The organism is Cupriavidus sp. UGS-1 (assembly GCF_021213615.1).
Taxonomy (GTDB): Bacteria; Pseudomonadota; Gammaproteobacteria; order Burkholderiales; family Burkholderiaceae; genus Cupriavidus.
On the sequence record NZ_JAJQJF010000021.1, the window covers coordinates 37,210 to 62,190 of the forward strand.

General features: G+C 67.8%; 24 protein-coding genes, 1 tRNA gene and 1 pseudogene. 15 read left to right on the top strand and 11 right to left on the bottom strand.

The window, feature by feature from the left end; all coding sequences use genetic code 11:
* The first annotated feature begins 138 nt into the window (after positions 1-138).
* The 3 genes from ftsZ (at position 139) to lpxC (ending at position 3,512) form a co-directional block, all read left to right on the top strand.
* Positions 139-1,332, top strand: a complete 1,194-nt coding sequence (ftsZ, locus tag LRR16_RS21450) for a cell division protein FtsZ (protein WP_006579111.1) — start codon at positions 139-141, stop codon at positions 1,330-1,332.
* 502 nt (positions 1,333-1,834) lie between these two features.
* On the top strand, positions 1,835-2,341 hold the full coding sequence (locus tag LRR16_RS21455; protein WP_232207064.1) for a peroxiredoxin: 507 nt from the start codon (positions 1,835-1,837) through the stop codon (positions 2,339-2,341).
* Between the two features lie 253 nt (positions 2,342-2,594).
* A complete protein-coding gene (gene lpxC / locus LRR16_RS21460) occupies positions 2,595-3,512 on the top strand; it encodes a UDP-3-O-acyl-N-acetylglucosamine deacetylase (RefSeq protein WP_150082112.1) in 918 nt (305 codons plus the stop codon).
* Between the two features lie 87 nt (positions 3,513-3,599).
* Here the strand turns inward: lpxC and LRR16_RS21465 are convergent, their stop codons facing one another.
* Positions 3,600-4,100 carry a DciA family protein gene (locus LRR16_RS21465; protein WP_023264846.1) on the bottom strand — a complete coding sequence of 167 codons (501 nt, stop codon included), beginning with the start codon at positions 4,098-4,100 and terminating at the stop codon, positions 3,600-3,602.
* Between the two features lie 255 nt (positions 4,101-4,355).
* Between LRR16_RS21465 and secA the strand changes: the two genes are divergently transcribed.
* The 4 genes from secA to LRR16_RS21485 all read left to right on the top strand — a co-directional run bounded on the left by secA (position 4,356) and on the right by LRR16_RS21485 (position 9,848).
* Positions 4,356-7,130: a preprotein translocase subunit SecA gene (gene secA, locus LRR16_RS21470; protein WP_006578261.1), complete on the top strand. Its 2,775-nt coding sequence runs from the start codon at positions 4,356-4,358 to the stop codon at positions 7,128-7,130.
* Positions 7,131-7,182: 52 nt separating this feature from the next.
* Entirely contained in the window at positions 7,183-8,412 is a 1,230-nt protein-coding gene (gene argJ, locus LRR16_RS21475) for a bifunctional glutamate N-acetyltransferase/amino-acid acetyltransferase ArgJ (RefSeq protein ID WP_232207065.1), read from the top strand.
* Positions 8,413-8,535: 123 nt separating this feature from the next.
* Positions 8,536-9,447 carry an ATP-binding protein gene (locus tag LRR16_RS21480; protein ID WP_064577270.1) on the top strand — a complete coding sequence of 304 codons (912 nt, stop codon included), beginning with the start codon at positions 8,536-8,538 and terminating at the stop codon, positions 9,445-9,447.
* A complete protein-coding gene (locus LRR16_RS21485; RefSeq protein WP_232207066.1) occupies positions 9,444-9,848 on the top strand; it encodes an NUDIX domain-containing protein in 405 nt (134 codons plus the stop codon). The genes LRR16_RS21480 and LRR16_RS21485 overlap by 4 nt, the downstream gene beginning before the upstream one ends.
* Before the next feature lie 27 nt (positions 9,849-9,875).
* Here LRR16_RS21485 and LRR16_RS21490 read toward each other — a convergent pair whose 3' ends face one another.
* The 8 genes and pseudogenes from LRR16_RS21490 to ispB form a co-directional block, all read right to left on the bottom strand.
* On the bottom strand, positions 9,876-10,064 hold the full coding sequence (locus LRR16_RS21490; protein ID WP_023264847.1) for a DNA gyrase inhibitor YacG: 189 nt from the start codon (positions 10,062-10,064) through the stop codon (positions 9,876-9,878).
* A 6-nt stretch (positions 10,065-10,070) separates the two neighbouring features.
* Positions 10,071-10,829, bottom strand: coding sequence for a cell division protein ZapD (zapD, locus tag LRR16_RS21495; RefSeq protein ID WP_006578256.1), 759 nt, complete (start codon positions 10,827-10,829; stop codon positions 10,071-10,073).
* 252 nt (positions 10,830-11,081) lie between these two features.
* Complete coding sequence (gene coaE / locus LRR16_RS21500; protein WP_232207067.1) at positions 11,082-11,714, bottom strand: dephospho-CoA kinase; 633 nt, start codon at positions 11,712-11,714, stop codon at positions 11,082-11,084.
* A 12-nt stretch (positions 11,715-11,726) separates the two neighbouring features.
* Complete coding sequence (locus tag LRR16_RS21505) at positions 11,727-12,668, bottom strand: A24 family peptidase (RefSeq protein ID WP_304524546.1); 942 nt, start codon at positions 12,666-12,668, stop codon at positions 11,727-11,729.
* Between the two features lies 1 nt (position 12,669).
* Entirely contained in the window at positions 12,670-13,734 is a 1,065-nt protein-coding gene (locus LRR16_RS21510) for a type II secretion system F family protein (RefSeq protein ID WP_232207068.1), read from the bottom strand.
* Between the two features lie 93 nt (positions 13,735-13,827).
* Positions 13,828-15,057: pseudogene (locus tag LRR16_RS21515) on the bottom strand (GspE/PulE family protein); the annotation flags it as partial.
* A 207-nt stretch (positions 15,058-15,264) separates the two neighbouring features.
* Positions 15,265-15,341, bottom strand: a tRNA-Pro gene (locus LRR16_RS21520).
* A 19-nt stretch (positions 15,342-15,360) separates the two neighbouring features.
* Positions 15,361-16,290 carry an octaprenyl diphosphate synthase gene (ispB, locus tag LRR16_RS21525; RefSeq protein WP_006576526.1) on the bottom strand — a complete coding sequence of 310 codons (930 nt, stop codon included), beginning with the start codon at positions 16,288-16,290 and terminating at the stop codon, positions 15,361-15,363.
* On the opposite strand from ispB, the gene LRR16_RS21530 reads away from it, so the two are divergent.
* The 5 genes from LRR16_RS21530 to proB all read left to right on the top strand — a co-directional run bounded on the left by LRR16_RS21530 (position 16,268) and on the right by proB (position 19,926).
* Positions 16,268-16,597, top strand: a complete 330-nt coding sequence (locus LRR16_RS21530; protein WP_156526620.1) for a hypothetical protein — start codon at positions 16,268-16,270, stop codon at positions 16,595-16,597. The two genes, ispB and LRR16_RS21530, sit on opposite strands and share 23 nt — an antisense overlap.
* Positions 16,598-16,854: 257 nt before the next feature.
* Entirely contained in the window at positions 16,855-17,166 is a 312-nt protein-coding gene (gene rplU / locus LRR16_RS21535) for a 50S ribosomal protein L21 (RefSeq protein WP_006576525.1), read from the top strand.
* 66 nt (positions 17,167-17,232) lie between these two features.
* Positions 17,233-17,493, top strand: a complete 261-nt coding sequence (gene rpmA / locus LRR16_RS21540; protein WP_006576524.1) for a 50S ribosomal protein L27 — start codon at positions 17,233-17,235, stop codon at positions 17,491-17,493.
* Positions 17,494-17,630: 137 nt separating this feature from the next.
* Positions 17,631-18,740 carry an Obg family GTPase CgtA gene (gene cgtA, locus LRR16_RS21545; protein ID WP_232207069.1) on the top strand — a complete coding sequence of 370 codons (1,110 nt, stop codon included), beginning with the start codon at positions 17,631-17,633 and terminating at the stop codon, positions 18,738-18,740.
* 61 nt (positions 18,741-18,801) lie between these two features.
* Positions 18,802-19,926 carry a glutamate 5-kinase gene (gene proB / locus LRR16_RS21550; protein WP_064577249.1) on the top strand — a complete coding sequence of 375 codons (1,125 nt, stop codon included), beginning with the start codon at positions 18,802-18,804 and terminating at the stop codon, positions 19,924-19,926.
* Between the two features lie 68 nt (positions 19,927-19,994).
* On the opposite strand, the gene LRR16_RS21555 is transcribed toward proB, so the two are convergent.
* Both LRR16_RS21555 and LRR16_RS21560 read right to left on the bottom strand, forming a co-directional pair.
* Positions 19,995-20,633, bottom strand: coding sequence for a CNP1-like family protein (locus tag LRR16_RS21555; protein WP_043438063.1), 639 nt, complete (start codon positions 20,631-20,633; stop codon positions 19,995-19,997).
* The gene (locus LRR16_RS21560) at positions 20,626-21,285 is read right to left on the bottom strand and encodes an RNA pyrophosphohydrolase (protein ID WP_006576520.1); all 660 of its coding nucleotides are present in this window, start codon (positions 21,283-21,285) and stop codon (positions 20,626-20,628) included. The genes LRR16_RS21555 and LRR16_RS21560 overlap by 8 nt, the downstream gene beginning before the upstream one ends.
* Positions 21,286-21,544: 259 nt before the next feature.
* Here LRR16_RS21560 and LRR16_RS21565 point away from each other — a divergent pair, with 259 nt between their 5' ends.
* The 3 genes from LRR16_RS21565 to LRR16_RS21575 are packed head-to-tail and all read left to right on the top strand — an operon-like array spanning position 21,545 to position 24,919.
* On the top strand, positions 21,545-23,272 hold the full coding sequence (locus LRR16_RS21565) for a proline--tRNA ligase (RefSeq protein ID WP_232207070.1): 1,728 nt from the start codon (positions 21,545-21,547) through the stop codon (positions 23,270-23,272).
* A 4-nt stretch (positions 23,273-23,276) separates the two neighbouring features.
* Complete coding sequence (locus LRR16_RS21570) at positions 23,277-23,963, top strand: lytic transglycosylase domain-containing protein (RefSeq protein WP_370646870.1); 687 nt, start codon at positions 23,277-23,279, stop codon at positions 23,961-23,963.
* Complete coding sequence (locus LRR16_RS21575) at positions 23,960-24,919, top strand: 2OG-Fe(II) oxygenase (protein ID WP_006579217.1); 960 nt, start codon at positions 23,960-23,962, stop codon at positions 24,917-24,919. The genes LRR16_RS21570 and LRR16_RS21575 overlap by 4 nt, the downstream gene beginning before the upstream one ends.
* The last annotated feature ends 62 nt before the right edge of the window (positions 24,920-24,981 follow it).

Here is a 24,981-nt window from a genome sequence, read left to right on the forward strand (position 1 = left end):
GCCGATTGCCGACTGTCCACCGTGGCGGGCCCGGCGCGTTGATGGAGCAGTTTCTTTCTTTTGGTTCTTTGTTCAGGAACCAAGGGTTGCGGCGGGGAGGCCGCAGCGTTTGGCGACTGATTTTTCTCGGAGGCAGTGATGGACTTTGACATGATCGAATCGGAAATGCAGGACGGCACCATCATCAAGGTGGTCGGCGTGGGCGGCGCGGGCGGCAACGCCGTGCAGCACATGATCAACCGCGGGGTGCAGGGCGTCGAATTCATCTGCATGAACACCGATGCGCAGGCGCTCAAGCGCTCGACCGCGGCGCGCGTGCTGCAACTGGGCAATACGGGCCTGGGCGCCGGCGCCAAGCCGGAGGTCGGCCGCACCTGCGCCGAATCGGCGCGCGAACAGATCGCCGACGCGCTGCGCGGCGCGCATATGGTCTTCATCACTGCCGGCATGGGCGGCGGCACCGGTACCGGTGCGGCGCCGATCGTGGCGCAGGTCGCCAAGGAGATGGGCATCCTGACCGTCGGCGTGGTCAGCAAGCCGTTCGACTTCGAAGGCGCGCGCCGCGCGAAGGTCGCCGAGCATGGTTCGGCCGAGCTGGAGAACAACGTCGACTCGCTGATCGTCGTGCTCAACGAGAAGCTGTTCGAGGTGATGGGCGACGACGCCGAGATGGACAAGTGCTTCCAGTGCGCCGATGACGTGCTGCACAACGCGGTGGCCGGCATTGCCGAGATCATCAACGTGGACGGCCTGGTCAACGTCGACTTCGAAGACGTCAAGACCGTGATGGGCGAGCAGGGCAAGGCGATGATGGGCACGGCCACGGTGTCGGGCGTCGATCGCGCGCGCCTGGCCGCCGAGCAGGCGGTTGCCAGCCCGCTGCTGGAAGGCGTGGATCTGTCCGGCGCGCGCGGCGTGCTGGTCAACATCACGGCCAGCCGCTCGCTGAAGCTGTCGGAGACCAAGGAGGTCATGAACACGATCCGCAGCTATGCCGCGGAAGATGCGACCGTGATCTTCGGTACCGTCTACGACGACTCGATGGGCGATGCGCTGCGCGTGACCGTGGTCGCCACGGGCCTGGGCCGCTCGGGCAAGAAGCAGCAGCCGATGACGCTGCTCAAGACCGGTACCGACAACATGCCGGTGCAGATGATGGCCGGCCTGCAGCATGGCTCGGCGCTGCACAGCGCGCCGGACTACAGCGGCCTCGATACGCCGGCGGTGTTCCGCAGCTCGCGCGAGACCGCGTCGGCGCACGTGGCCGCGCTGCAGGAAAAGGGTGTCGACACGTACGACATCCCGGCTTTCCTGCGCAAGCAGGCGGACTGAGCACGGCGCGAAGTCGATCCGCGGCGAGCCGACCCCTCGGCTGGCCGATTGCATCGCCGGCAGGTTGCCGGCCGCGCATCCGCGACAGCGGGGCACGATGGGCGCTCCCCATCCGCCCGTGCCCGCGCTCCGGATGACGGCCGCCGGCCTTTCGCGCGAGCGAGGAGATTGACGCCGCCCGCTGTCCTCCGTCCGCATCCCGTGCCGGGACAGGCGCGCCGCCGGCCGCCTCCCCGGACTGGTCTCCCGCCGTATCCCGGCCGGGATGTGCCTTCCGTCCGCGCGGCGAGCGCAAGCTCGCCGCGCCTGTTTTTGTCAGTTCTGCTTGCCGGCCTGTCGGCATGCGCCGACAGCCGTGCGCGCCGCCGTCCCACTTGGGATGCCGGAAGGCGGCAACTATGATGCAGACTGGGTTTGGCCAAGGCGATCGCCGTCGTTGCCGCGCCGTCGTTGCCGATGGGCGACGTGGACGCCGACGCCGCGGCTACCTGAGGAAAACGCCATGATCGAAATCGGTGCACGCGTGCCCGACGCGACGCTGTACGAGTACTTCGAAACCGAGGCGGGCGGCTGCGCGCTCGGTCCCAACGCCTTCTCGGTCGCCGAGCTGGCCAAGGGCCGCCGCATCGTCGTGTTTGGTCTGCCCGGCGCGTTCACGCCGACCTGTTCCGCACGCCATGTGCCCGGCTTCGTCGAGCAGGCCGAGGCGCTGCGCGCCGCGGGCGTCGACGAGATCTGGTGCGTGTCGGTCAACGATGCGTTCGTGATGGGCGCCTGGGCGCGCGAGCAGGGCACTGCCGGCAAGGTCCGGATGCTCGGCGACGGCAGCGCCGACTGGACCCGTGCGCTGGGCCTGGAGCAGGACCTGGGCAAGCGCGGCATGGGCGTCCGCTCGCAGCGCTATGCGATGGTGATGGACGATGGCGTGGTCACGCACCTGGCCGTCGAAGCCCCGGGCAAATTCGAGCTCAGCAGCGCGGAAGCGGTGCTCGCGATGTTGCGCGCGTAAGACGGCATGCCGTGCTCCATGGCCGCCGTGACCCGGAGGGCGCGGCGTTGAAAGTGCTTGACGAGTCCCTTATAACGCGCCCGTCGACGACTTCGCCGCCATTTCCCGCATCTTTTTCGGGCCTTTACCCGTCGAATGCCACACCGTTAACACGACGAAACAAAACTGGTGCAGCGCAATATTCTCGCCGGTGGTAAGATGCGGTTTATTGGATTTCAAGCCCGATAGATTTTAATAATTAGCAGAGGCCGTCATGCTTAAACAGCGCACCATCAAGTCCCTGGTCAAGACCGTTGGCATTGGCTTGCACTCGGGCCGTAAAGTGACGCTGACATTGCGGCCCGCCCCGACCGACACCGGTATCGTGTTCACCCGGGTCGACCTGCCCGAGCCGGTCGAGATTCCGGTCAAGGCATCGGCGATCGGCGATACGCGGCTGGCCTCCGTGCTGCAGAAGAACGGCGCCCGCGTGTCCACCATCGAACACCTGATGTCCGCCTGCGCGGGTCTCGGCATCGACAACCTGTTCGTCGACGTCGACGCCGAGGAAATTCCGATCATGGACGGCAGCGCGGCGTCCTTCGTGTTCCTGCTGCAGTCGGCAGGAATCGAGGAGCAGCCGGCGGCCAAGCGCTTCATCCGCGTCAAGAAGGCGGTGGAGGTGCGCGAGGGCGACAAGCTGGCGCGGCTCGAGCCGTATTTCGGCTTCAAGCTGTCGTTCACGATCGACTTCCGCCATCCGGCCGTCGACAAGACCGGCCAGACCTTCGAGATCGATTTCGGCGACACCAGCTATGTGCGCGAGATCGCGCGCGCCCGTACCTTCGGCTTCGCGCACGAGGTCGAGGCCCTGCGCGAGATGGGCCTGGCGCGCGGCGGCAGCCTGGACAACGCGATCGTGCTCGACGAGCACCGCATGCTGAACAACGAGGAACTGCGCTATGGCGACGAGTTCGTGCGCCACAAGATCCTCGACGCGATCGGCGACCTCTATGTCGTCGGCCATCCGCTGATCGGCGCCTACGTCGCCAACAAGTCCGGCCACGGGCTGAACAACCAGTTGCTGCGCGCGCTGCTGGCGGACGAGCAGGCCTACGAGATCGTCAGCTTCGAACGCCAGGAAGAGGCCCCGGCCGCCTTCCTGCCGCAGCTGCAGCCGGCCTTCGCCTGATTATTCAAGGGTGGGTTTGCTCCCCTCGCCCGCTTGCGGGAGAGGGGCGGGGGAGAGTGCAACGGCGCTTGCCAGGCGCGCCTGGCCTCAGCGATGCCGCGACAGCAGCGTCTGCACCGCGTCCCGCAGCGGCGAGTCCGGCAAGGTCTGCGCCAATTCCCCCAGGCTGTTCAATCCCGCCGCCGGCACGCCCGTTCTCTTGGGCCGCTCGGCCGGCTCCACGTCCCAGTCGCCGCGCGCGGCGTCGGGCTGTACCCGCACCTTGACCGCATCGATCCGTGCCCCGCGTTGCTGCAGCCGCGCCAGCAGGCTCGGCACGATCTGCCGCACCCGCGCCGCGGCCGCGCCGTGCGCGGCCAGCAGCAGCAGCGTGTTCGGCTGCCCCGGGCTGCGGGTGTCCTGGCGCACACCCCCGACCGCGATGCCGGCGCGCATGCCCGGCGGCAGCAGCGCCATCACCTCGGCTTCCAGCGCGGCCAGCTCGCGCGCCGCCTGCATCAGCGACGACATCGGTCCGGCCTTGGCCAGCCAGTCGTTCAATGGCTTGGCGTGGGGTGTTTGCAGGGCGTGGTGGGTGAACAGGCGCATGCCGGCATTCTAGCCGCTGCCTGCCTCGAGCGGCCCCGGCGCGGCACCCGCGGTGCCGTGCGCGAGACGCCGTGCCGGCACGGTCGGCAGCCACGCCCGGCATGTCCGAAACCGCGCGGGACCGGCCACGGAACCGCCCGCCGCGCGTGATAAACTCGGCGTTTTGCGCTAATCCTCTCTTCGCCACGCGCGCTTCGCGTCCGGCCCTGCGGCTCGGACGGCGGGACCGCAATCGTGCGCAGGTGACACCAATCGATGATCACGGGCCTTCTCAAGAAAGTCTTCGGCAGCCGTAACGAGCGGCTGATCAAACAATATCGACGGACAGTCGAGCGGATCAACGCGCTGGAGCCGAAGTTCGAAGCGCTGTCGGACGACGAGCTGCGCGGCATGACCGAACAGTTCCGCCAGCGCCACGCCGGCGGCGAATCGCTCGAGTCGCTGTTGCCCGAAGCCTTCGCGGTCTGCCGCGAGGCCAGCAAGCGCGTGATGAAGATGCGCCATTTCGACGTGCAGCTGATCGGCGGCATGGTGCTGAACGACAACAAGATCGCGGAGATGCGTACCGGCGAGGGCAAGACCCTGACCGCGACGCTGGCGGTCTACCTGAACGCGCTGACCGGCAAGGGCGTGCACGTGGTCACGGTCAACGACTACCTGGCGCAGCGCGATGCCGAGTGGATGGGCCGGCTGTACAACTTCCTCGGGCTGTCGGTCGGCGTCAACCTGTCGCAGATGCCGCACGACCAGAAGCAGGCGGCCTACAACAGCGACATCACCTACGGCACCAACAACGAATTCGGCTTCGACTACCTGCGCGACAACATGGTCTACGACCCGGGTCAGCGCGTGCAGCGGCCGTTGCACTATGCGATCGTCGACGAGGTCGACTCGATCCTGATCGACGAGGCGCGCACCCCGCTGATCATCTCGGGCCAGGCGGAGAACCATACCGACCTGTACCAGCGCATGAACGGCATCCCGAAGCTGCTCGAGCGCCAGATCGGCGAGGAGAAGGCGGACGGCACCGGCGTCGAGAAGCCGGGCGACTACTACGTCGACGAGAAGGCGCACCAGGTCTACCTGACCGAAGCCGGCCACGAGAAGGCCGAGCAGATCATGGCGCAGCTGGGCCTGATCGGCGAGGGCGAGTCGCTGTACGCGCCGCAGAACATCACGCTGATGCACCATCTGTACGCCGCGCTGCGCGCGCACAGCCTGTTCCATCGCGACCAGCACTACGTGGTGCAGAACGACGAGGTCGTCATCGTCGACGAATTCACCGGCCGCCTGATGACGGGCCGCCGCTGGTCCGACGGCCTGCACCAGGCGGTCGAGGCCAAGGAAGGCGTGACCATCCAGCAGGAAAACCAGACGCTGGCGACGATCACGTTCCAGAACTACTTCCGGATGTACGAGAAGCTGGCCGGCATGACCGGTACGGCCGACACCGAGGCCTATGAATTCCAGGAGATCTACGGCCTGGAAGTGGTCGTGATCCCGACCAACAAGCCGACCCAGCGCAAGGACTTCCAGGACCAGATCTTCAAGACGTCCAAGGAGCGCTACGACGCCGTGGTCCGCGATATCCGCGAATGCTACGAGCGCGGGCAGCCGGTGCTGGTCGGCACCACGTCGATCGAGACCTCGGAATACCTGTCGGACCTGCTGAACAAGGAAAAGCTGCCGCACCAGGTGCTCAACGCCAAGCAGCACGCGCGCGAGGCGGAGATCGTCGCGCAGGCGGGCCGGCCGCAGATGATCACGATCGCCACCAACATGGCGGGCCGCGGTACCGACATCGTGCTGGGCGGCAACGTCGAGAAGCAGGCCGGCTTCATCGAGGCCGATGCCAATCTGTCGGACGACGACAAGGCCTCGCGCATCGCGCAGCTGAAGTCGGAATGGCAGTCGCTGCACGAGCAGGTCAAGGCCGCGGGCGGCCTGCATATCGTCGGCACCGAGCGCCACGAGTCGCGCCGGATCGACAACCAGCTGCGCGGCCGCGCCGGCCGCCAGGGCGACCCGGGTTCGTCGCGCTTCTATCTGTCGCTGGACGACCAGCTGCTGCGCATCTTCGCCGGCGACCGCGTGCGCGCGATCATGGACCGCCTGAAGATGCCCGAGGGCGAACCGATCGAGGCCGGCATCGTCACGCGCTCGATCGAATCGGCGCAGCGCAAGGTCGAGGGCCGCAACTTCGATATCCGCAAGCAGCTGCTGCAGTACGACGACGTCGCCAACGACCAGCGCAAGGAAATCTACAAGCTGCGCAACGAGGTGCTCGAGGCGCAGGACGTCGGCGAGATGATCAAGAGCCTGCGCGAGGGCGTGCTGGTCGATCTGTTCCGCGAGTACGTGCCGGCCGAATCGATGGAAGAGCAGTGGGACATCGCCGGCCTGGAGAAGCGCCTGCGCGACGACTTCGGCCTGGAGCTGCCGCTGGCGCAGACCATCGAGAACGCGCAGAGCATCGAGGACGAGGAACTGCTGCAGATGATCGTCTCGGCCGCGGCCGAGCGTTACGAGGCCAAGGTCGCGCAGGTCGGCCGCGAGGCCTTTGCCGGCTTCGAGCGCTCGGTGATGCTGCAGAGCATCGACACGCACTGGCGCGAGCACCTGGCCGCGCTGGACCATCTGCGCCAGGGCATCCACCTGCGCGGCTATGCGCAGAAGGATCCGAAGCAGGAGTACAAGCGCGAGTCGTTCGAGCTGTTCGCGCGGCTGCTGGACGTGATCAAGAGCGAAGTCACCCGCGTCGTCTTCAACGTCCAGATCCAGTCGCCGGAAGAGCTCGAGCACGCCTCCGAGCAGATCGAGGACGACCTGTCGCATCTGGGCAATGTGCGATACCAGCATGACGAGTTCGGCGGCGCCGGTCCCGACACCGGCGAGCGCGCGATTGCCGCCGCGGCACGCGGCGCGCGCGACGACAGCGAAGTGGCGACCATGCCCCGCGTCGGCCGCAACGACCCGTGCCCGTGCGGCTCGGGCAAGAAGTTCAAGCAGTGCCACGGCCGGCTGAGCTGAGCCGGCCGCAAGACACCGGCACTGGGTATCGCATCGAAGCAAGGAATCGAACATGGCCGTCAACTTGCCGCTGCCGCAGGCAGAGAATCTGAAACCGGTCGCCGGCGTCGAGCTCGGCTGGGCTGAAGCGGGCATCCGCAAGGCCAACCGCAAGGACGTGCTGGTGGTGCGCCTGGCCGAAGGCAGCACCGTGGCGGGCGTCTTCACGCGCAACCGCTTCTGCGCCGCGCCGGTGCAGGTCTGCCGCGAGCATCTGGCGGCCGGCCGCGGCATCCGCGCGCTGGTGATCAATACCGGCAATGCCAATGCCGGCACCGGCGAGCCGGGCCTGGCCAACGCCCGCGCGACCTGCGACGCGGTCGCCGGCGCGCTGGGCATCGGAGCCGATCAGGTGCTGCCGTTCTCGACCGGCGTGATTCTCGAACCGCTGCCGATGGACCGCCTGCTGGCCGGCGTGCCGAAGGCGATCGCCAACGCGCGCGAGGACAACTGGCTGGCGGCGGCCGAATCGATCATGACCACCGACACGCAGCCGAAGGCCGCGTCGCGCACGGTGGCGATCGGCGGCAAGACCGTCACGCTGACCGGCATCAGCAAGGGCGCCGGCATGATCCGTCCCAATATGGCCACGATGCTGGGCTTCATCGCCACCGATGCGACCGTGGCGCAGCCGGTGCTGCAGGCGCTGGTGGCGCACGCGGCGGACCACTCGTTCAACAGCATCACGATCGATGGCGATACCTCGACCAACGATTCGTTCGTGCTGATCGCCACCGGCCGCGCCGGCGCGCCCGCGATCGAGCGCGCCGACGGTGCCGAGTTCGCGGCGCTGCGCGATGCGGTGACGTCGCTGGCGCAGGAGTTGGCGCAGATGATCGTGCGCGACGGCGAAGGCGCGACCAAGCTGATGACGATCCGGGTCGAGGGCGGCCGCGATGTCGCCGAGTGCCGCCAGATCGCCTATGCGGTCGCCCACTCGCCGCTGGTCAAGACCGCGTTCTACGCGTCCGACCCCAATCTGGGCCGGATCCTGGCCGCGGTCGGCTATGCCGGTGTCGACGACCTCGATGTCGGCGGCGTCAACCTGTGGCTCGACGATGTCTGGGTCGCCAGGGACGGCGGCCGCCACCCCGACTACCGCGAGGAAGACGGTCAGCGCGTGATGAAGCAGGCCGAGATCACGGTGCGTATCGCGCTGGGCCGCGGCAATGCCACGGCCACGGTCTGGACCTGCGACCTGTCGCACGACTACGTATCGATCAACGCGGACTATCGTTCCTGATTGCTGCCTGACGATGCCTTGCCGATTGGCGAGGCATCGCGCACGCCGAGGGCCGGGCATCGGCCCATCGTGCTCGCCTCGCTGTTCCGCTTCTGCCATCCCCCGCCTTTCCGGATTGCCGCCATGTCCGATCTCGCCTCCCGTCTCGACCAGTTTCTGTCCCGGCTCGAACAATGGCTGCCGCCGCAGCTGACCGAGGACGATTGGCAGCAGGCCGTCGCCTTCCGCTGGCGCAAGCGCCAAAGCCTGTTCGGCAATATCGGCTACCTGCAGGCCATCCGGCAGTTGCCGCCGATCCATCTGGACGACCTGAAGAACATCGAGCGCCAGAAGGACGCGATCGTCGCCAATACGCGCCAGTTCGTGCACAGGCTGCCGGCCAACAACGTGCTGCTGACCGGGGCGCGCGGCACCGGCAAGTCGTCGCTGATCAAGGCCTGCCTGAACGCCTTCGTGGATGAGGGGCTACGCCTGGTCGAAGTCGACAAGGCCGACCTGGGGGACCTGGGCGATATCGTCGAGCAGCTGACGCAGCGGCCGGAACGCTTCGTGATCTTCTGCGACGACCTGTCGTTCGAGGACGGCGAATCGGGCTACAAGTCGCTGAAGTCGGCGCTCGACGGCTCGGTCGCCGCGCAGTCGGACAACGTGCTGGTCTATGCGACCTCGAACCGCCGCCATCTGCTGCCGGAGTACATGAAGGACAACGAGACCTACCAGCACACCGCGGATGGCGAAATCCATCCCGGCGAGGTGGTCGAGGAAAAGATCTCGCTGTCCGAGCGCTTCGGCCTGTGGCTGTCGTTCTATCCGCCGAAGCAGGACGAATACCTGAATATCGTCGCGCACTGGTTGCGCCAGTTTGGCTGCAGCGACGACGATATTGCCGCGGCTCGCGGCGATGCGCTGGTCTGGGCGCTCGAGCGCGGCTCGCGCTCGGGGCGCGTCGCGTGGCAGTTCGCGCGCGACTGGGGCGGCAAGCATGGCAAGCCTTACGGCGGACATCCGGGCGCGCACCAGGGCGAGCCGGCATGAGCGGGGGACGCAAGGTCACCGAGGTCGCGGTCGGCGTGCTGGTACGGCCGGACGGCCGCTTCCTGCTGGCACAGCGGCCGGCCGGCAAGCCCTACGAGGGCTACTGGGAGTTTCCCGGCGGCAAGCTCGAAGCCGGCGAATCGGTCGAAGCGGCGCTGGCGCGCGAGCTGCACGAGGAACTGGGCCTGGACATCACGGCCTCGACGCGCTGGCACGTGCTCGAGCACGATTACCCGCACGCCTATGTGCGGCTGCACTTCTGCAAGGTCACAGGCTGGACCGGCGAACCGGTCGGGCGCGAAGGCCAGGCGTTCTCGTGGGAGCAGGTGCCCGTTGCCGTCGGCCCCCTGCTGCCGGCGACGATTCCGGTGGTCCAGTGGTTGGGGGAGGAGGCGGCCTGAGCGTTGCCGCCGTGCGAGCGCGGGCGTTCAGTCCTCGTTCCGGTCCTGCTCGTCCTCGGTCGGATCGGCCGGCTTGCCGCCGATCACGTATTTCTCCGAGGCCCAGGCACCCAGGTCGATCTGCTTGCAACGTTCGGAACAGAAGGGACGGAACTTGTTTTCCGGCACCCAAACCACGTCCTTGCCACAGGTCGGGCATTTGACTACGGATGGCATGGCAAATCAGAAGTTGCAGAGTTTGAGCAGGAAGGGGATGTCGGCGTCGACCGAGCGCGGTCGCATGTCGCCGTCCTGCTGGGTGAAGCGCACCCACAGCATGTACTTGTTGGCGCTCATCTCGGGGATGAAGGCCAGCAGCGAATCGTCGAGCAGCACCTGCATCAGCTGGTAGCTGCGGCCGGACAGCATCTGCTGATAGCTGCCGCCGGTGGCGATCACCTTGCCGCTCTGTCCGGATTCGCGCAGCAGCTTCAGCACCGCATCGGTACCCACGCGCAGCGGAATCAGCGGACGTACCCACTTCAGGATGTCGGCGCGCCGTTCCTCGGCGGGCCGATGCTGCCAGGCATAGTACGAGGGCAGGTCGAACTCGCAGGTGCCGCCGGGAATGATCGCGCGGCTGCGGATGCTGGTCAGCCACTCGTTGTCGGTCAGCAGCTGGCCCGCCTTGCCGACGGTCTGGTTCAGCTGCGCGATGGCCTGCTCGAGCTCGCCGATCACCGCGTCGAGCGTCTGCTGGTCGATCTGCGGGCTCGAACGCAGCGCGCTCAGCGCCTGTCGCTGGCGGTCGAGTTCCTTGATCAGATCGGTCTTCAGGTCGGCGCGGCCAGCGACGTCGATGATCTCGAACAGCGTGGTCAGCGCGACATGATGCTGCAGCGCATGTTCCTGTCCGAGAAAGTAATCCAGCCGATCGAACAGGTCCTCCAGACGCAGGAGTGTCCTGATGCGTTCGTTGAAAGGATATTCGTACAGAATCAAGGGGAAGTCCGTGCAGCGCGGCGTCGGTCAGCTTGCCGGCCCGGTGCTGGATTCGACAGACGAATCGGCTCAGGCTGGCGCGCGAGGCGATCGGTACAGAATGCATGCGAAGCTCGCATGCGGCCGTATGCATGCACTTGGCAGCATATTCCAACGCATTCTATGCGAGACAGCGCGCAAGGACAATGAAACGCCGCCGATGGTGGCCTCGGCGGCGCCTGATGCAAAGTGCAGTGGTACGCCGGCTCCGGCTCAGCGCGCAGTCGGTTTGGCGGACAGCGCTTGCATCGCACGATAGCGGCGATCGAGCGCCTCGACCTGCGGCGGCAATGCCTCGACCGGGCCATCGTTGTCGATCACGTCGTCGGCGACGGCCAGCCGCTGCGCGCGCGTGGCCTGCCGGGCCATGATCGCCTCGACCTGCTCGCGCGAGAAACCGTTGCGCGCCATCACGCGGGCGATCTGCGTCGCTTCGCTGCAGTCGACCACCAGCACGCGGTCGACGCGCTCGCGCCAGCGGCCAGATTCGACCAGCAGCGGCACCACGTGGATCAGATACGGATGGGTGCCGTCGGCGCGAATACGCGCGGTCCGCTGTTCGGTGATCTCGCGGATCAGCGGATGCGTGATTGCCTCGAGCCGGGCCTTGGCGGTCGGATCGGAGAACACCAGCGCACGCATCGCATCGCGGTCCATCGCGCCGTCGGCGCGCAGGCAGGTGGGGCCGAAGGCCTCGACCAGCGCGGCAATCGCCGCGCCGCCGGGGGCGGTGATCTCGTGCGCGATCAGATCGGTATCGATCAGCGCGGCGCCGCGTTCGGCAAACAGATCGGCGACGCGGCTCTTGCCAGAGCCGATGCCCCCGGTCAATCCGATTTCCAGCATAAGTCTCCAGGGTCAGTGGGTCTGCATCGCGCCCGCTTCGATGGCAATGTCGGGCGCCAATGCCGGCAGCAGCCAGTCGGCACCGGCGAACAGCACCAGCAGTCCGGCGCCGGCAATGAACGGCCCGAACGGGAACGGCGTATCGCGATCGTGGCGGCGCAGTGCGATCTTGGCAAGACCGTACATCAGTCCCACCACCGACGACACCAGCACCAGCGCGGGCAGCGCCTGCCAGCCGAACCAGCCGCCCAGCGCGGCCATCAGCTTGAAGTCGCCATAGCCCATGCCCTCCTTGCCGCGCAGCAGCTTGAACAGCCAATAGGTGGTCCACAACAGCAGATAGCCGGCGGCCGCACCAATGACCGCATCGCCGATCGGTGCGAACAGGCCGGTCATGTTCAGCAGCAGGCCCAGCCACAGCAGCGGCTGCGTGATCTGGTCCGGCAGCAGCTGCGTGTCCGCATCGATCAGCGCCAGTGACAGCAGCGACCAGATCAGCACCAGCGCGGCCGCCGCCTGCCAGGTCGGTCCGAAATGCCAGGCCGCCAGCGCGCACAGCGCCGCGCTGATCAGCTCGACGGCGGGATAGCGCAGGCCGATCGGCTTGCGGCAGCTCGAGCAGCGGCCGCGCAGCAGCAGATAGCCGAGCACCGGGATGTTCTCCCACGGCGCGATCGCATGGCCGCAGTGCGGGCACGACGAGCGCGGCACCACGAGGTCGTAGCGGTCCGGGAAGGGCGCGGGCTCGTGGCGCAGCGCCGCCAGATAGTTGGCCTCCTCGCGCTCCATCATGCGCGGCAGCCGATGCACCACCACGTTGAGGAAGCTGCCGACCACCAGTCCGAGCAGCGCCGCCGCGCCCAGCAGGAACCATGGCGGCAGCGCGGCCAGTGCGGCGATGGTCCAGGTACCGGCGGGCATGGCCGCGTTCCAGTTCGACAGGAAGCCTTGCATCTCAGACCACCTGGGCGAGCCTGAAGATCGGCAGGTACATCGCGATCACCAGCGCGCCGATCAGCACGCCCAGCACCACGACGATCAACGGCTCGACCAGGCCGGCGAGCGCGGCGACGCCCTCGTCGACCTCGCGCTCGCAGCATTGCGCGACATGCAGCAGCATCGTGTCGAGCGCGCCGGATTCCTCGCCGATGCGCGTCATCTGCAGCGCCATCGGGTCGAACGCGGCACTGGCGCGCATTGCCGTCGCCAGGCTGGCGCCGCAACGCACCGCGCGTTCGATCTGCCGGGTGGCGTCGCGGTACACGCGATTGCCGGCGGCGCCCGCGACCAGCGCCATGGCCTCGATCAGCGGCGTGCCCGCGGCCGACAGCGTCGCCAGCGTGCGCGTCCAGCGCGCCACCGCCGCCTTGCGCAGCAGCGGACCGGCCAGCGGCAAGCGCAGCAGCGCGCGATCGCGCGCATGGCGCAGCGCAGCCGAGCGCCGCAGCGCATGCCGCAGGCCCAGCCACGCCAGCGCCGGCAGCGCCAGCAGCAGTTGCCAGTTTGCAACCAGGCCATCCGACACCGCGATCACGAATTGCGTCGGCCCAGGAAGTTCGGCGCCGGTGCCGAAGCCGACGAACACCTGCTTGAACGCGGGAATCACGAACAGCATCAGGATCGTCGTCACGGCGGCGGCGACCGCCAGCACCACCAGCGGATAGCGTAGTGCGGCGCGTACCTGGCCGCGCAGCGCGATCGCTTGTTGCTGATAGGCGTACAGCCGGTCAAGCATGCCGCCCAGCGCGCCGCTGTGCTCGCCGGCTTCGACCAGGCTGCAGTACAGCGCGTCAAACGCGCGGGGATGGCGGCGCATGGCCTGCGCCAGGCTGCTGCCGCCTTCGATGTCGCCGCGCAGCTGGGCCAGCAGGCGGCGCCACGCCGGGTCGCCATGGCCGCGCGCGATGATGTCGAGCGCAGGCAGCAGCGGCACGCTGGCGCCCAGCAGCGTCGACAGCTGACGCGTGAAGCGCACGATGTCTTCGGCTCGGAAGCGGGGTGGCGCGATGGTGCGCGCCATGGCCGGAAGGCGGAGCGCGGCGCGTGGGGCCGGCGCCGCCATGGTGGACCCGGATGGCATGATCGTTCGGTCGATCGTCGTTGTGGATTGTCGTTATGGACTGGTGGCCGCCAGCACCTCGGCCAGCGAGGTCGTGCCCGCCCTGACCTTGAGCAGCCCGGCCTCGCGCAACGATAGCACGCCCTCGCGGCGCGCCTGCTGCGCGAGCGCGCGGGCGCTGCCACGCGACAGGATGATGCCCTGCATCGCGTCGGAGACCGGCATCACCTGATGGATGCCGCAGCGGCCGCGATACCCGCTGCCGCGGCAGGCGGCGCAACCGACGGGCTGGCAGGGCTGCCAGTCGCCGTCGAGCAACGTATCCGCGAAACCGGCCTCGCGCAGCACCGACAGCGGCACCGAGCCGGGACGTTTGCAGGCGCACAGCACGCGGGCCAGCCGCTGCGCGGTGATCACCAGCACGCTGGCGGCCAGGTGAAACGGCGCGACGCCGAGCTGCGCGAGCCGCGTCAGCGTGCCCGGCGCGTCGTTGGTATGCAGCGTCGACAGGACCAGATGGCCAGTCTGCGCCGCCTTGACCGCGACATCGGCGGTCTCGGCATCGCGGATCTCGCCGACCATGATCACGTCCGGGTCCTGCCGCAGCAACGCGCGCAGCACGGTGGGGAAGCTCAGGCCGATCTTGTCGTGGATATTGACCTGGTTGATGCCGGCCAGCTGGATCTCGGCAGGATCCTCGGCCGTCGAGATATTGCGCTCCTCCTGGTTCAGCAGGTTCAGGAAGGCGTACAGCGAGACGGTCTTGCCGCTGCCGGTGGGACCGGTGACCAGCACCATGCCGTGCGGGCGGCGCAGCCGCTCGCGCAGCACGGCAAGCTGCGGCGGCTCGAGACCGAGGCCGTCCATGTCGAGCCGCACGCTGGACGCGGCCAGCATGCGCAGCACGATCTTCTCGCCGAACAGCGTCGGCAGCGTCGATACGCGCAGGTCGACCGCGCGGCCGGCGGCCCCGTCAGTCGTCGCCTCGCCGTCGCGCCGCGGCACCACGAAACGCATGCGGCCATCCTGCGGTATCCGCCTCTCGGCGATGTCCAGCCGCGCCAGCACCTTGATGCGCGTCGCGATGCGATCGCGAATGTCCAGCGGCGGACGCGCGACCTCGTGCAGCCGTCCATCGATGCGAAAGCGCACGCGGTAGAAGCCTTCGTACGGTTCGAAGTGCAGATCCGAGGCGCCGCGCAGGCAGGCCTCGGTCAGCAGCCTGTGGACGAAGCGCACGACCGGCGCGTCGTCGGCCGACGGCATGGCGGGGTCGTATTCGATCGGCGCATCGATAGGCGCATCGATAGGCGCATCGGACGGGGCGGTCACGGCGATCATGGCGGGCGGGGCGCAGTGGAGGAGTGGCCCAGTGTGCGATGCACGGGCAGGGAGGGGAATGCGCCCAGTCTCAAATGGGAAGCGCCGGCCAAAGCCAAAACGACCAAAACAAAAGGGCCGTGCATCGCTGCACGGCCCTTTCGGAAAAACTGGTCGGGGTGAGAGGATTCGAACCTCCGGCCTCTACGTCCCGAACGTAGCGCTCTACCAGGCTAAGCTACACCCCGTTTTTTGTTCCCCGCCGCGTCAGGACTGACGTTGCAGCGAGAAAGCACATAACTTTATCAGCGTTTCCTTCAGTTGTGAAGAGGGAAATTGCATTGCCGCGCGTTCGGCCGCATCGGCCTCGCGTTTTGCGGCCTCGAAGGTCGCATCCAGGGCCCCGCATTGATGGATGGCCGAGAACACCGCGTCGAAGTGTTCGGTGCCGCCTTCGACGATCGCCTCGCGCGCCAGCGCGCGTTGCTCGGCGGTGCCATGCTCCATCAGATGCAGCAGCGGCAGCGTCGGCTTGCCCTCGCGCAGATCGTCGCCGGCGTTCTTGCCCATCTGCTCGGCGCTGGCCGTGTAGTCGAGCATGTCGTCGATCAGCTGGAAGGCGGTGCCGATGCGGCGCCCGTATTCGGCGGCCGCCTCTTCCATCGCCGCGTCGGCGCCCGCCAGCACCGCGCCCAGCTGGGCCGAGGCCTCGAACAGCTTGGCCGTCTTGTAGCGGATCACCTGCAGATAGCGCTCCACCGTGACGTCGGGGTCGTGCATGTTCAGCAGCTGCAGCACCTCGCCCTCGGCGATCACATTGGTCGCGTCCGACAGGATCTGCATGATCCGCATGCTGCCGGCGTCGACCATCATCTGGAACGCGCGCGAATAGAGGAAGTCGCCGACCAGCACGCTGGCGGCATTGCCGAACACCGCGTTGGCGGTCTGGCGGCCGCGGCGCAGCTCGGATTCGTCGACCACGTCGTCGTGCAGCAGCGTGGCGGTGTGGATGAATTCCACCACCGCGGCCAGTTCGTGATGGCGATGTCCGTCATAGCCCAGCGCGCGCGCGGACAGCAGCAGGATCACGGGGCGCAGGCGCTTGCCGCCCGCGCCGATGATGTATTCGCCGATCTGTTCGATCAGGGGCACTTCGGAAGACAGGCGCTGCCGGATGACTGCATCGACGGCGCGCATGTCGGCAGCGACCGGAGCGAGCAAGGCAGAAGCGGAAGACTCGGACAAGATGATCACCGTTACGCAGAACGAGCGATTATATGCGATGGCCGTGTCCAGATGGCCCGGATGGCACCTGCTGCGCGCGGTGGCGCGGCGCGCTCTTCGCCGCCGAACCCGGGGGCAGGACGGGCCGGCCGGCGCCTATAATGCCGCCATGAACAAGCCCGCCGCTCCCGATGGCCATGGCCGCCGTCCGTCCCGCCGCCTTGCGTGGTGGGTGGCGTTCGCCGCGCTGGCCGGATTTCTGCTCGCCGAGGCGACCTGAGGGCCGTCAGCGCAAGGGCGCGGGCAAGCGCGCAGTAAGTGCGCTGCCCGTCTCTGCGGGTCTATGTGTTTGTTTTCTTTGCACTTTTCCCGCTGCTCGTATAGAATGCCGAGTTTCCTCCGGCTGAACTGCTGTTGTTGCGTCCGTGCCGGCGGGAGATAACCGGGCCGAAAGCGCGTTGCATGGCCGCTTCGCCTAGCCGCGAAGCCGCGCCAGCGCTGGCTTTTGGGCGTTTATTCACATCGAGAGGTTCGACAATGTACGCGGTCGTAAAAACCGGCGGCAAGCAATACAAGGTTGCTGCTGGCGAAAAACTGAAAGTAGAACAGATACCGGCAGACATTGGCGCAGAAATCACGCTCGACCAAGTGCTCGCAGTGGGCGCTGGCGACCAGATCAAGTTTGGTACGCCGCTGGTCAGCGGGGCTTCCGTCAAAGCTACCGTTATCTCCCAGGGTCGTCACGACAAGGTGAAGATCTTCAAGATGCGCCGTCGCAAGCATTACCAAAAGCGCCAAGGCCATCGCCAGAATTACACCGAACTGCGCATCGAAGCGATCGTTGCCTGAGTCCCCGCGGACCGCAACGAGACAACGCAATCGAGCGACATCAGGTATAGCGACAGGAGTTAAGTCATGGCACAGAAAAAAGGCGGCGGTTCCACACGGAACGGCCGCGATTCCGAATCGAAGCGTCTGGGCGTGAAGGTGTTTGGTGGCCAGGCCATCAACGCCGGCGGCATCATCATCCGCCAGCGCGGTACCCGCGTGCATGCCGGCGAGAACGTCGGCGTGGGCAAGGACCACACCCTCTTCGCCCTGGTTGACGGCCACGTGAAGTTCGCCGTCAAGGGCGCTGCCAAGAAGCAGCAGGTCAGCGTCGTTCCGGCAGCCTGACCACTGCCTTGCAGCACGAAGGCCCCGCAACCCTTGCGGGGCTTTTTCTTTTCTGGCGACAATGTCGCACGTCGCCCGCCGCCGGCAGCGCCTGACAAGGTCTTTCGACGCGGCACGCTCCAGCACGGATCACCATCATGAAGTTCATCGACGAAGCCCGAATCGAAGTCATTGCCGGTAACGGCGGCAATGGCAGCGCGTCGTTCCGGCGCGAGAAGTTTGTGCCGTTCGGCGGGCCGGACGGCGGCGATGGCGGCCGTGGCGGCAGCGTCTACGCGGTGGCCGATCGCAACATCAACACGCTGATCGATTTCCGCTACGCCAAGAAGCATGTCGCCCGCAACGGCGAGAACGGCCGCGGCTCCGACTGCTACGGCGCGGCCGGCGAGGACGTGACCCTGCGCATGCCGGTCGGCACGCTGATCACCGACATGGACAGCGGCGAGGTCATCGCCGATCTGACCGAGCACGGCCAGAAGGTGTGCCTGGCCGAGGGCGGCATCGGCGGCTGGGGCAATCTGCATTTCAAGTCCAGTACCAACCGTGCGCCGCGCCAGCAGGTCGACGGCAAGCCGGGCGAGCGCCGCATGCTCAAGCTCGAGCTGAAGGTGCTGGCCGACGTCGGCCTGCTGGGCATGCCCAATGCCGGCAAGTCGACCTTCATCTCGCACGTGTCCAACGCGCGGCCCAAGGTGGCGGACTATCCGTTCACCACGCTGCATCCGAACCTGGGCGTGGTGCGCGTCGACCACGAGCAATCGTTCGTGATCGCCGATATCCCGGGGCTGATCGAGGGCGCCGCCGAGGGCGCGGGCCTGGGCCACCAGTTCCTGCGCCATCTGCAGCGCACCGGACTGCTGCTGCATATCGTCGATCTGGCACCGTTCGACGAATCGGTCGATCCGGTCGCCGAGGCGCGCGCCATCGTCAACGAGCTGAAGAAATACGACGCCGAGCTGTACGAGAAGCCGCGCTGGCTGGTGCTGAACAAGCTCGACATGGTTCCCGAGGACGAGCGTGAGGCGCGCGTCAAGGACTTCATCAAGCGCTACAAGTGGAAGGGGCCGGTGTTCCGCATCTCGGCGCTGACCGGCGAGGGCTGCCGTGAGCTGGTCTACGCGATCAAGGACCACCTGGCCGCGCTGAAGGCCGAGGAGGCCGCGGCGCTGGCCGAGCCGGACGTGCGTCTGGACGAGCGGCTGCACAACGTCGATCGCGACGAAAATCGCGACGAGCGACAAGGCTGATCCCGCGCCGGAAATCTGCGCCGGAACATCGCCCGGCACGACCCCACTTCAGGAGACACAGTTGCCCACCCAATCGGTCATCGCGCAGGCCCGGCGCATCGTCGTCAAGGTCGGATCGAGCCTCGTCACCAACGACGGCAAGGGGCTGGACCACGATGCCATCGCCCGCTGGGCGGCGCAGATCGCCAGGCTGCGCACCGCCGGCAAGGAAGTGGTGCTGGTCAGCTCGGGCGCGATCGCCGAGGGCATGCAGCGGCTGGGATGGGCGCGCCGTCCGCGCGAGATCCATGAACTGCAGGCCGCGGCCGCGGTCGGGCAGATGGGGCTGGCCCAGGTCTACGAAAGCCAGTTCGGCCGCTATGGCATCCGCACCGCGCAGGTGCTGCTGACCCATGCCGACCTGGCCGACCGCGAGCGCTACCTGAATGCGCGCTCGACGCTGCTGACGCTGCTCGGCCTGGGCGTGGTGCCGATCATCAACGAGAACGACACGGTCGTCACCGACGAAATCAAGTTCGGCGACAACGATACGCTGGGCGCGCTGGTCACCAACCTGATCGAGGGCGATGCGCTGGTGATCCTGACCGACCAGCGCGGCCTCTACACCGCCGATCCGCGCAAGGATCCGGCCGCCGAGTTCGTGCACGAGGCGCTGGCCGGCACGCCACAGCTCGAGGCGATGGCCGGCGGTGCCGGCACCGCGATCGGCCGCGGCGGCATGCTGACCAAGATCCTGGCGGCCAAGCGCGCGGCCAAGTCGGGCGCCCATACCGTGATCGCGTCCGGACGCGAGGCCGACGTGCTCGCGCGTCTGGCCGGCGGCGAGGCGATCGGCACGCAGCTGCTGGCGCCGACCGGGCGGCTGACCGCGCGCAAGCAGTGGATGGCAGACCATCTGCAGCTGCGCGGGCGCGTCGTCATCGACGCGGGCGCGGTCGACAAGCTGACCGCGGGCGGCAAGTCGCTGCTGCCGATCGGCGTGGTGGAGGTGCAGGGCGAGTTCGCGCGCGGCGAGGTCATCGCCTGCGTCGATGCGCAGGGGCGCGAGGTGGCGCGTGGCCTCACCAACTACTCGAGCGCCGAGGCGCGGCTGATCGCCCGCAAGCCGTCATCGGAAATCGAAGCGGTGCTCGGCCATCTGAACGAGCCCGAGCTGATCCACCGGGACAACCTCGTACTCGTCTGAGCGGACGCAAAAAGGCCGGCGATGGCAATCCGCCGCCGCGGGCCTTCATCGTAGGCTGTCGATAGCCCTTACTGGTACGCGCCCTGCCGGGCCACGCCGTCGCGGATCGCGCGCACGATGTCCTCGGTCTTGCCCGCCACCGCGCGGCCGTCGCACAGATATTCGGACGCCAGCGTCGCCGCATAGCTGTTGCGCACGCTGGTGCTCATCGTCCGCCATTGCTCGGCGCCCGCGCTCTGGTTCGGCACCCAGGTCTTGCTGCCGGGCGGCATGGTGGCGAACAGCTTGCGCTGGAACACGTCGCAGCGCACCCCTTCGTAGCTGATGTTGCGCACGCCGGTCGGGCTGGTGATCACCGCGGTGTAGCGCACCGCGCCGTCCTCGCCGACCAGGATCGACTTGGCGTCCACCGCGAACGACAGGCGCCCGGTCGTGCTGACGTCAAACGGCAGCAGATCGGCGTCGGCCGGCGGCGGCGGCAGCTTGGTCGCGGCCTCCTGAAAGCCCTTGGAGGCGAGCCGGTCGAGCAGGAAGACCGGTTCCTCGGCCTCCTCCGCTTCGAGCTGGGCGGCGCGCTTGGGCGTCTCGGTGCTGGTCGAACAGGCGCTCACCAGGGCGAGTGCCAACAGCGTGGCAAGTCCGGCAGCCAGACCCGTGGGGGTTGCGCTGCCGGTGCGGCGTCGGCCGAAGCCGGCGGGTTTAGTCATCAGTGCTCCGCGTTTGCACGCAGACCGGCGCTTCCGGCTGCGTCAGGGTAGGGGACGGCTGGCTGGCGGCCGGCGCATTGCCCGGACCTTGCCGGCCCGCGCGCTGGCCGCCGGCGCGGCCGGCGTTGCCATGGGTCCCGGCATGGTGGTTGCCGTAGGGACTGAGCGGCGCCCGCTGGCCGCGATGCAGAAAGCGCGACAGCTCCGTCAGCGCCATCTGGTAGACCTCGCGCTTGAATTCGATCACCGCGTCGAGCGGCACCCAGTACTGGCTCCAGCGCCAGGCATCGAATTCCGGGTGGTCGGTGGCGCGCAGGCAGATATCGCAATCGCGCGCCGCCATGCGCAGCAGGAACCAGATCTGTTTCTGCCCCTTGTAATGCCCGCGAATCTCGCGGCGTATGAACTTGTCCGGCACCTCGTAACGCAGCCAGTCGCGCGTGCGACCGACGATCCTGACGTGCTCGGGCAGCAGTCCGACCTCTTCATGCAGTTCGCGGTACATCGCCTGTTCCGGCGTCTCGCCGTATTTGATGCCGCCTTGGGGAAACTGCCAAGAATGTTCGCCGATTCGCTTGCCCCAGAACACCTCGTTCCGTGCGTTGATGAGGATGATGCCGACGTTCGGGCGGAAGCCTTCACGATCGAGCATGACTGCACCTCGAATCCTTTAGAATTACGTCGATTATAAAGGAAGCGCGGGGTCCGTCCGGGCCGGTCCGGCGTGCTGGTTTTCCCCGACGAAATGCGCCGTTTCAGGCGCCTTTCGCCGGCCCAGACACCGTGTCGCGACCGTGTGCCCGGCCGCATTTTTTTACCCAGTCCTTGCCCTGTCGGACCCCTTACCCTTTTTCCCATCGATCCGCGCCGCGCGCGCTGTCCCAACCCGCTGTCCCAACCGAAAGCCACGGATGAAAGCTTCGCAATTCTTCATTTCCACTCTCAAGGAAGCCCCCGCCGACGCGGAGATCGTCTCGCACAAGCTAATGATGCGCGCCGGCATGATCAAGAAGCTGGGTGCCGGCATCTATAGCTATATGCCAACCGGCCTGCGCGTGATCCGCAAGATCGAGCAGATCGTCCGTGAGGAGATGAACCGCGCCGGCGCCGTCGAACTGCTGATGCCGTTCGTGCAGCCGGCCGAGCTGTGGCAGGAGACCGGCCGCTGGGACAAGATGGGGCCGGAGCTGCTGCGCCTGAAGGATCGCCATGAGCGCGACTTCGTGCTGCAGCCGACTTCCGAAGAGGTTGTCACCGACATCGTCCGCACCGAGATCCGCAGCTACAAGCAGCTGCCGCTGAACCTGTACCAGATCCAGACCAAGTTCCGCGACGAGCGCCGGCCGCGCTTCGGCATCATGCGCGGGCGCGAGTTCACGATGAAGGACGCCTATTCGTTCGACCGCGACGAGGACGGCATGAAGGTGTCGTACCGCCAGATGTACGACGCCTATATCCGCATCTTCCAGCGCTTCGGGCTGGAGTTCCGCGCGGTGGCGGCCGACAACGGCGCGATCGGCGGCTCGGGCTCGCATGAATTCCACGTGATCGCGGACACCGGCGAGGACGCGATCGTCTACTGCCCCGAGTCGGACTACGCCGCGAACATGGAGGCCGCCGAGGCGCTGCCGCTGCTGGCCGAGCGTGCGCCCGCGCGCGAGCCGCTGACGCGCACGCCGACGCCGGGCAAGGCCAAGTGCGAGGACGTCGCCGAACTGCTCGGCATTCCGCTGGAGCGCACCGTCAAGTCGATCGTGCTGGCGACCGAGGGCACGGCCGGCGAGCCCGCGCAGATCTGGCTGCTGCTGCTGCGCGGCGACCACGACCTGAACGAGATCAAGGCGTCGAAGGTGCCGGGCCTGGGCGAGTTCCGCTTCGCCACCGAGGCGGAGATCGTCGCCACCTTCGGCACGCCCCCGGGCTATCTGGGCCCGATCGGTGCCAAGGCGCCGATCCGCGTGGTGGCCGACCGCACCGTCGCCAACATGAGCGACTTCGTCTGCGGCGCCAACGAGCGCGACTATCACCTGACCGGCGTCAACTGGGGCCGCGACCTGCCCGAGCCGGTGGTCGCGGACCTGCGCAACGTGGTCGAGGGCGATGCCTCGCCCGACGGCAAGGGCCGGCTGGCGATCTGCCGCGGCATCGAGGTCGGCCATGTGTTCATGCTCGGCACGCGCTATTCGGCGGCGATGAACGCGACCTTCCTCGACGAGAACGGCAAGACCCAGCCGATGCAGATGGGCTGCTACGGCATCGGCGTGACGCGCATCGTCGGCGCGGCGGTCGAGCAGAACTACGACGAGCGCGGCATCATCTGGCCGGCCGCGATCGCGCCGTTCGAGGTGGTGGTGTGCCCGGTCGGCTACGACCGCTCGGAAGCGGTCAAGGCCGAGGCCGACCGTATCCATGCCGAGCTGCTGGCGGCCGGCGTCGATGCGATCCTGGACGACCGCGGCGAGCGCCCCGGCGTGATGTTCGCCGACTGGGAACTGATCGGCGTGCCGCATCGCGTGGTGGTCGGCGACCGCGGCCTGAAGGAAGGCCAGGTCGAGTATCAGGGCCGGCGCGATGCCGAGGCGAGCCGCGTGGCGGTGGCCGACATCGTCGGGCATGTCCGCAAGCTGCTGGCCAACTGACGCCATGCCCAGGCCGCGATGCGCCGCCATCGCGGCGCTGCTGACAGCGCTGGCGTTGCTGACCGCGCCGCCCGCGCACGCCGGCGCCCAGCGCGAGGAGCAGCTGGCCGACGCCGTGCGCGGCGCGCTGGCCGCGGCGATTGCCGATGCGCGCCCCACCCGGCCGGTGTTCGTCTCCGCCGGCGAGCGTGACGCCTATCTGCGCTGGGTCGCCGAGATGTCGCGCCGCCTCGAGCGGCGCATTCCCGAGCCGCTGATCCGCACCGAGCTGGTCGAGACCGTCTACTACGAGGCCAAGCGGGCCGGACTCGAGCCCGCGCTGGTGCTGGGGCTGATCCAGGTCGAGAGCAATTTCCGCAAGTACGCGATCAGCACGGCGGGCGCACGCGGGCTGATGCAGGTGATGCCGTTCTGGGCGCGCACCATCGGCGACGGCGACGCCCGCAAGCTGTTCCATCTGCAGAGCAATCTGCGCTACGGCTGCACGATCCTGCGCCACTATCTGGACCGCGAGTCCGGCGACCTGTTCCTCGCGCTGGGCCGCTACAACGGCAGCCGCGGCCGGGCCGACTATCCGAACGCGGTGCTGGCCGCGTGGAAGCGCTGGCAAGAGGCCGAGGCCGCGGTGACGGTGGCGAACACCGCCGCGCCTGCCGCGTTCCCATCCACCCGCCTGTCCGATCCGTCATGACTTCGCGCCCGCATCCGGCGGCCGGCAAGACCGGCTACGCCACCTCGTCGCCCGAACTGGAACGCTGGCTGGCCCGGCATATCGCGCAAGGCTTCGGCGCCGACGCGCTGGTGCGGTCGATGTGCCAGTCCGGCTACGACGCGGCCTTCGCGCGCGCCACGGTGCAGGCCGCCTTTGCCGGATCCGGGCAGCGCGGCGCGCGGTCGGGACATTCGCCATCGCCGACCGCCAGGGCGAAGGCCGCTGCGCAGTCCATGCCCAACGCCGCGCACCACGCTGCCACCGCGGCGGCGGCGACCCCTGCGATCACCGCGCCCAATGCATTGCCAGCCGGCGACGGCCGCGACGTGCCGGTGCTGTTCGCGATCGAGTCGCCGCGCATCGCGCTGTTCCAGCGGCTGTTGATGCCGGACGAATGCGAGGCGCTGATCGCGCTGTCGCGCGGCCGGCTGGCGCGCTCGCCGGTGGTCAATCCCGATACCGGCGACGAGAACCTGATCGACGCGCGCACCAGCATGGGCGCGATGTTCCAGGTCGGCGAGCATCCGCTGATCGAGCGGCTGGAGGCGCGCATCGCCGCGGTGACCGGCGTGCCGGTCGAGCACGGCGAAGGGCTGCAGATCCTGAACTACAAGCCCGGCGCCGAGTACCAGCCGCACTACGACTTCTTCAACCCGCAGCGCCCCGGCGAGGCACGCCAGCTGCGCGTTGGCGGACAGCGGATGGCGACGCTGGTGATCTACCTGAACGATGTGCCGGCCGGCGGCGCGACCGCGTTCCCGAAGCTGGGTTTGCGCGTCAATCCGGTGCAGGGCAATGCGGTGTTCTTCGCCTATCTCGGCGAGGACGGCTCGCTCGACGAACGGACGCTGCACGCGGGGCTGCCGGTCGAGCAGGGCGAGAAGTGGATCGCCACCAAGTGGCTGCGCGAAGCGCCGTATCGCGGCGAAGGCTGACCCGCTGCCGCCCGGAGGCACGGAGCCCGTGGTCGCGCTCCGCCCTGCCACATCTGTGCTGA

Excerpts from the sequence above, each read along its gene's own strand:
- ftsZ (WP_006579111.1), top strand. The coding sequence starts at position 139 with ATGGACTTTGACATGATCGAATCGGAAATGCAGGACGGCACCATCATC.
- LRR16_RS21455 (WP_232207064.1), top strand. The coding sequence starts at position 1,835 with ATGATCGAAATCGGTGCACGCGTGCCCGACGCGACGCTGTACGAGTAC.
- lpxC (WP_150082112.1), top strand. The coding sequence starts at position 2,595 with ATGCTTAAACAGCGCACCATCAAGTCCCTGGTCAAGACCGTTGGCATT.
- LRR16_RS21465 (WP_023264846.1), bottom strand. The coding sequence starts at position 4,100 with ATGCGCCTGTTCACCCACCACGCCCTGCAAACACCCCACGCCAAGCCA.
- secA (WP_006578261.1), top strand. The coding sequence starts at position 4,356 with ATGATCACGGGCCTTCTCAAGAAAGTCTTCGGCAGCCGTAACGAGCGG.
- argJ (WP_232207065.1), top strand. The coding sequence starts at position 7,183 with ATGGCCGTCAACTTGCCGCTGCCGCAGGCAGAGAATCTGAAACCGGTC.
- LRR16_RS21480 (WP_064577270.1), top strand. The coding sequence starts at position 8,536 with ATGTCCGATCTCGCCTCCCGTCTCGACCAGTTTCTGTCCCGGCTCGAA.
- LRR16_RS21485 (WP_232207066.1), top strand. The coding sequence starts at position 9,444 with ATGAGCGGGGGACGCAAGGTCACCGAGGTCGCGGTCGGCGTGCTGGTA.
- LRR16_RS21490 (WP_023264847.1), bottom strand. The coding sequence starts at position 10,064 with ATGCCATCCGTAGTCAAATGCCCGACCTGTGGCAAGGACGTGGTTTGG.
- coaE (WP_232207067.1), bottom strand. The coding sequence starts at position 11,714 with ATGCTGGAAATCGGATTGACCGGGGGCATCGGCTCTGGCAAGAGCCGC.
- LRR16_RS21505 (WP_304524546.1), bottom strand. The coding sequence starts at position 12,668 with ATGCAAGGCTTCCTGTCGAACTGGAACGCGGCCATGCCCGCCGGTACC.
- LRR16_RS21510 (WP_232207068.1), bottom strand. The coding sequence starts at position 13,734 with ATGGCGCGCACCATCGCGCCACCCCGCTTCCGAGCCGAAGACATCGTG.
- LRR16_RS21530 (WP_156526620.1), top strand. The coding sequence starts at position 16,268 with ATGACTGCATCGACGGCGCGCATGTCGGCAGCGACCGGAGCGAGCAAG.
- ispB (WP_006576526.1), bottom strand. The coding sequence starts at position 16,290 with ATGCGCGCCGTCGATGCAGTCATCCGGCAGCGCCTGTCTTCCGAAGTG.
- rplU (WP_006576525.1), top strand. The coding sequence starts at position 16,855 with ATGTACGCGGTCGTAAAAACCGGCGGCAAGCAATACAAGGTTGCTGCT.
- rpmA (WP_006576524.1), top strand. The coding sequence starts at position 17,233 with ATGGCACAGAAAAAAGGCGGCGGTTCCACACGGAACGGCCGCGATTCC.
- cgtA (WP_232207069.1), top strand. The coding sequence starts at position 17,631 with ATGAAGTTCATCGACGAAGCCCGAATCGAAGTCATTGCCGGTAACGGC.
- LRR16_RS21555 (WP_043438063.1), bottom strand. The coding sequence starts at position 20,633 with ATGACTAAACCCGCCGGCTTCGGCCGACGCCGCACCGGCAGCGCAACC.
- LRR16_RS21560 (WP_006576520.1), bottom strand. The coding sequence starts at position 21,285 with ATGCTCGATCGTGAAGGCTTCCGCCCGAACGTCGGCATCATCCTCATC.
- LRR16_RS21565 (WP_232207070.1), top strand. The coding sequence starts at position 21,545 with ATGAAAGCTTCGCAATTCTTCATTTCCACTCTCAAGGAAGCCCCCGCC.
- LRR16_RS21570 (WP_370646870.1), top strand. The coding sequence starts at position 23,277 with ATGCCCAGGCCGCGATGCGCCGCCATCGCGGCGCTGCTGACAGCGCTG.
- LRR16_RS21575 (WP_006579217.1), top strand. The coding sequence starts at position 23,960 with ATGACTTCGCGCCCGCATCCGGCGGCCGGCAAGACCGGCTACGCCACC.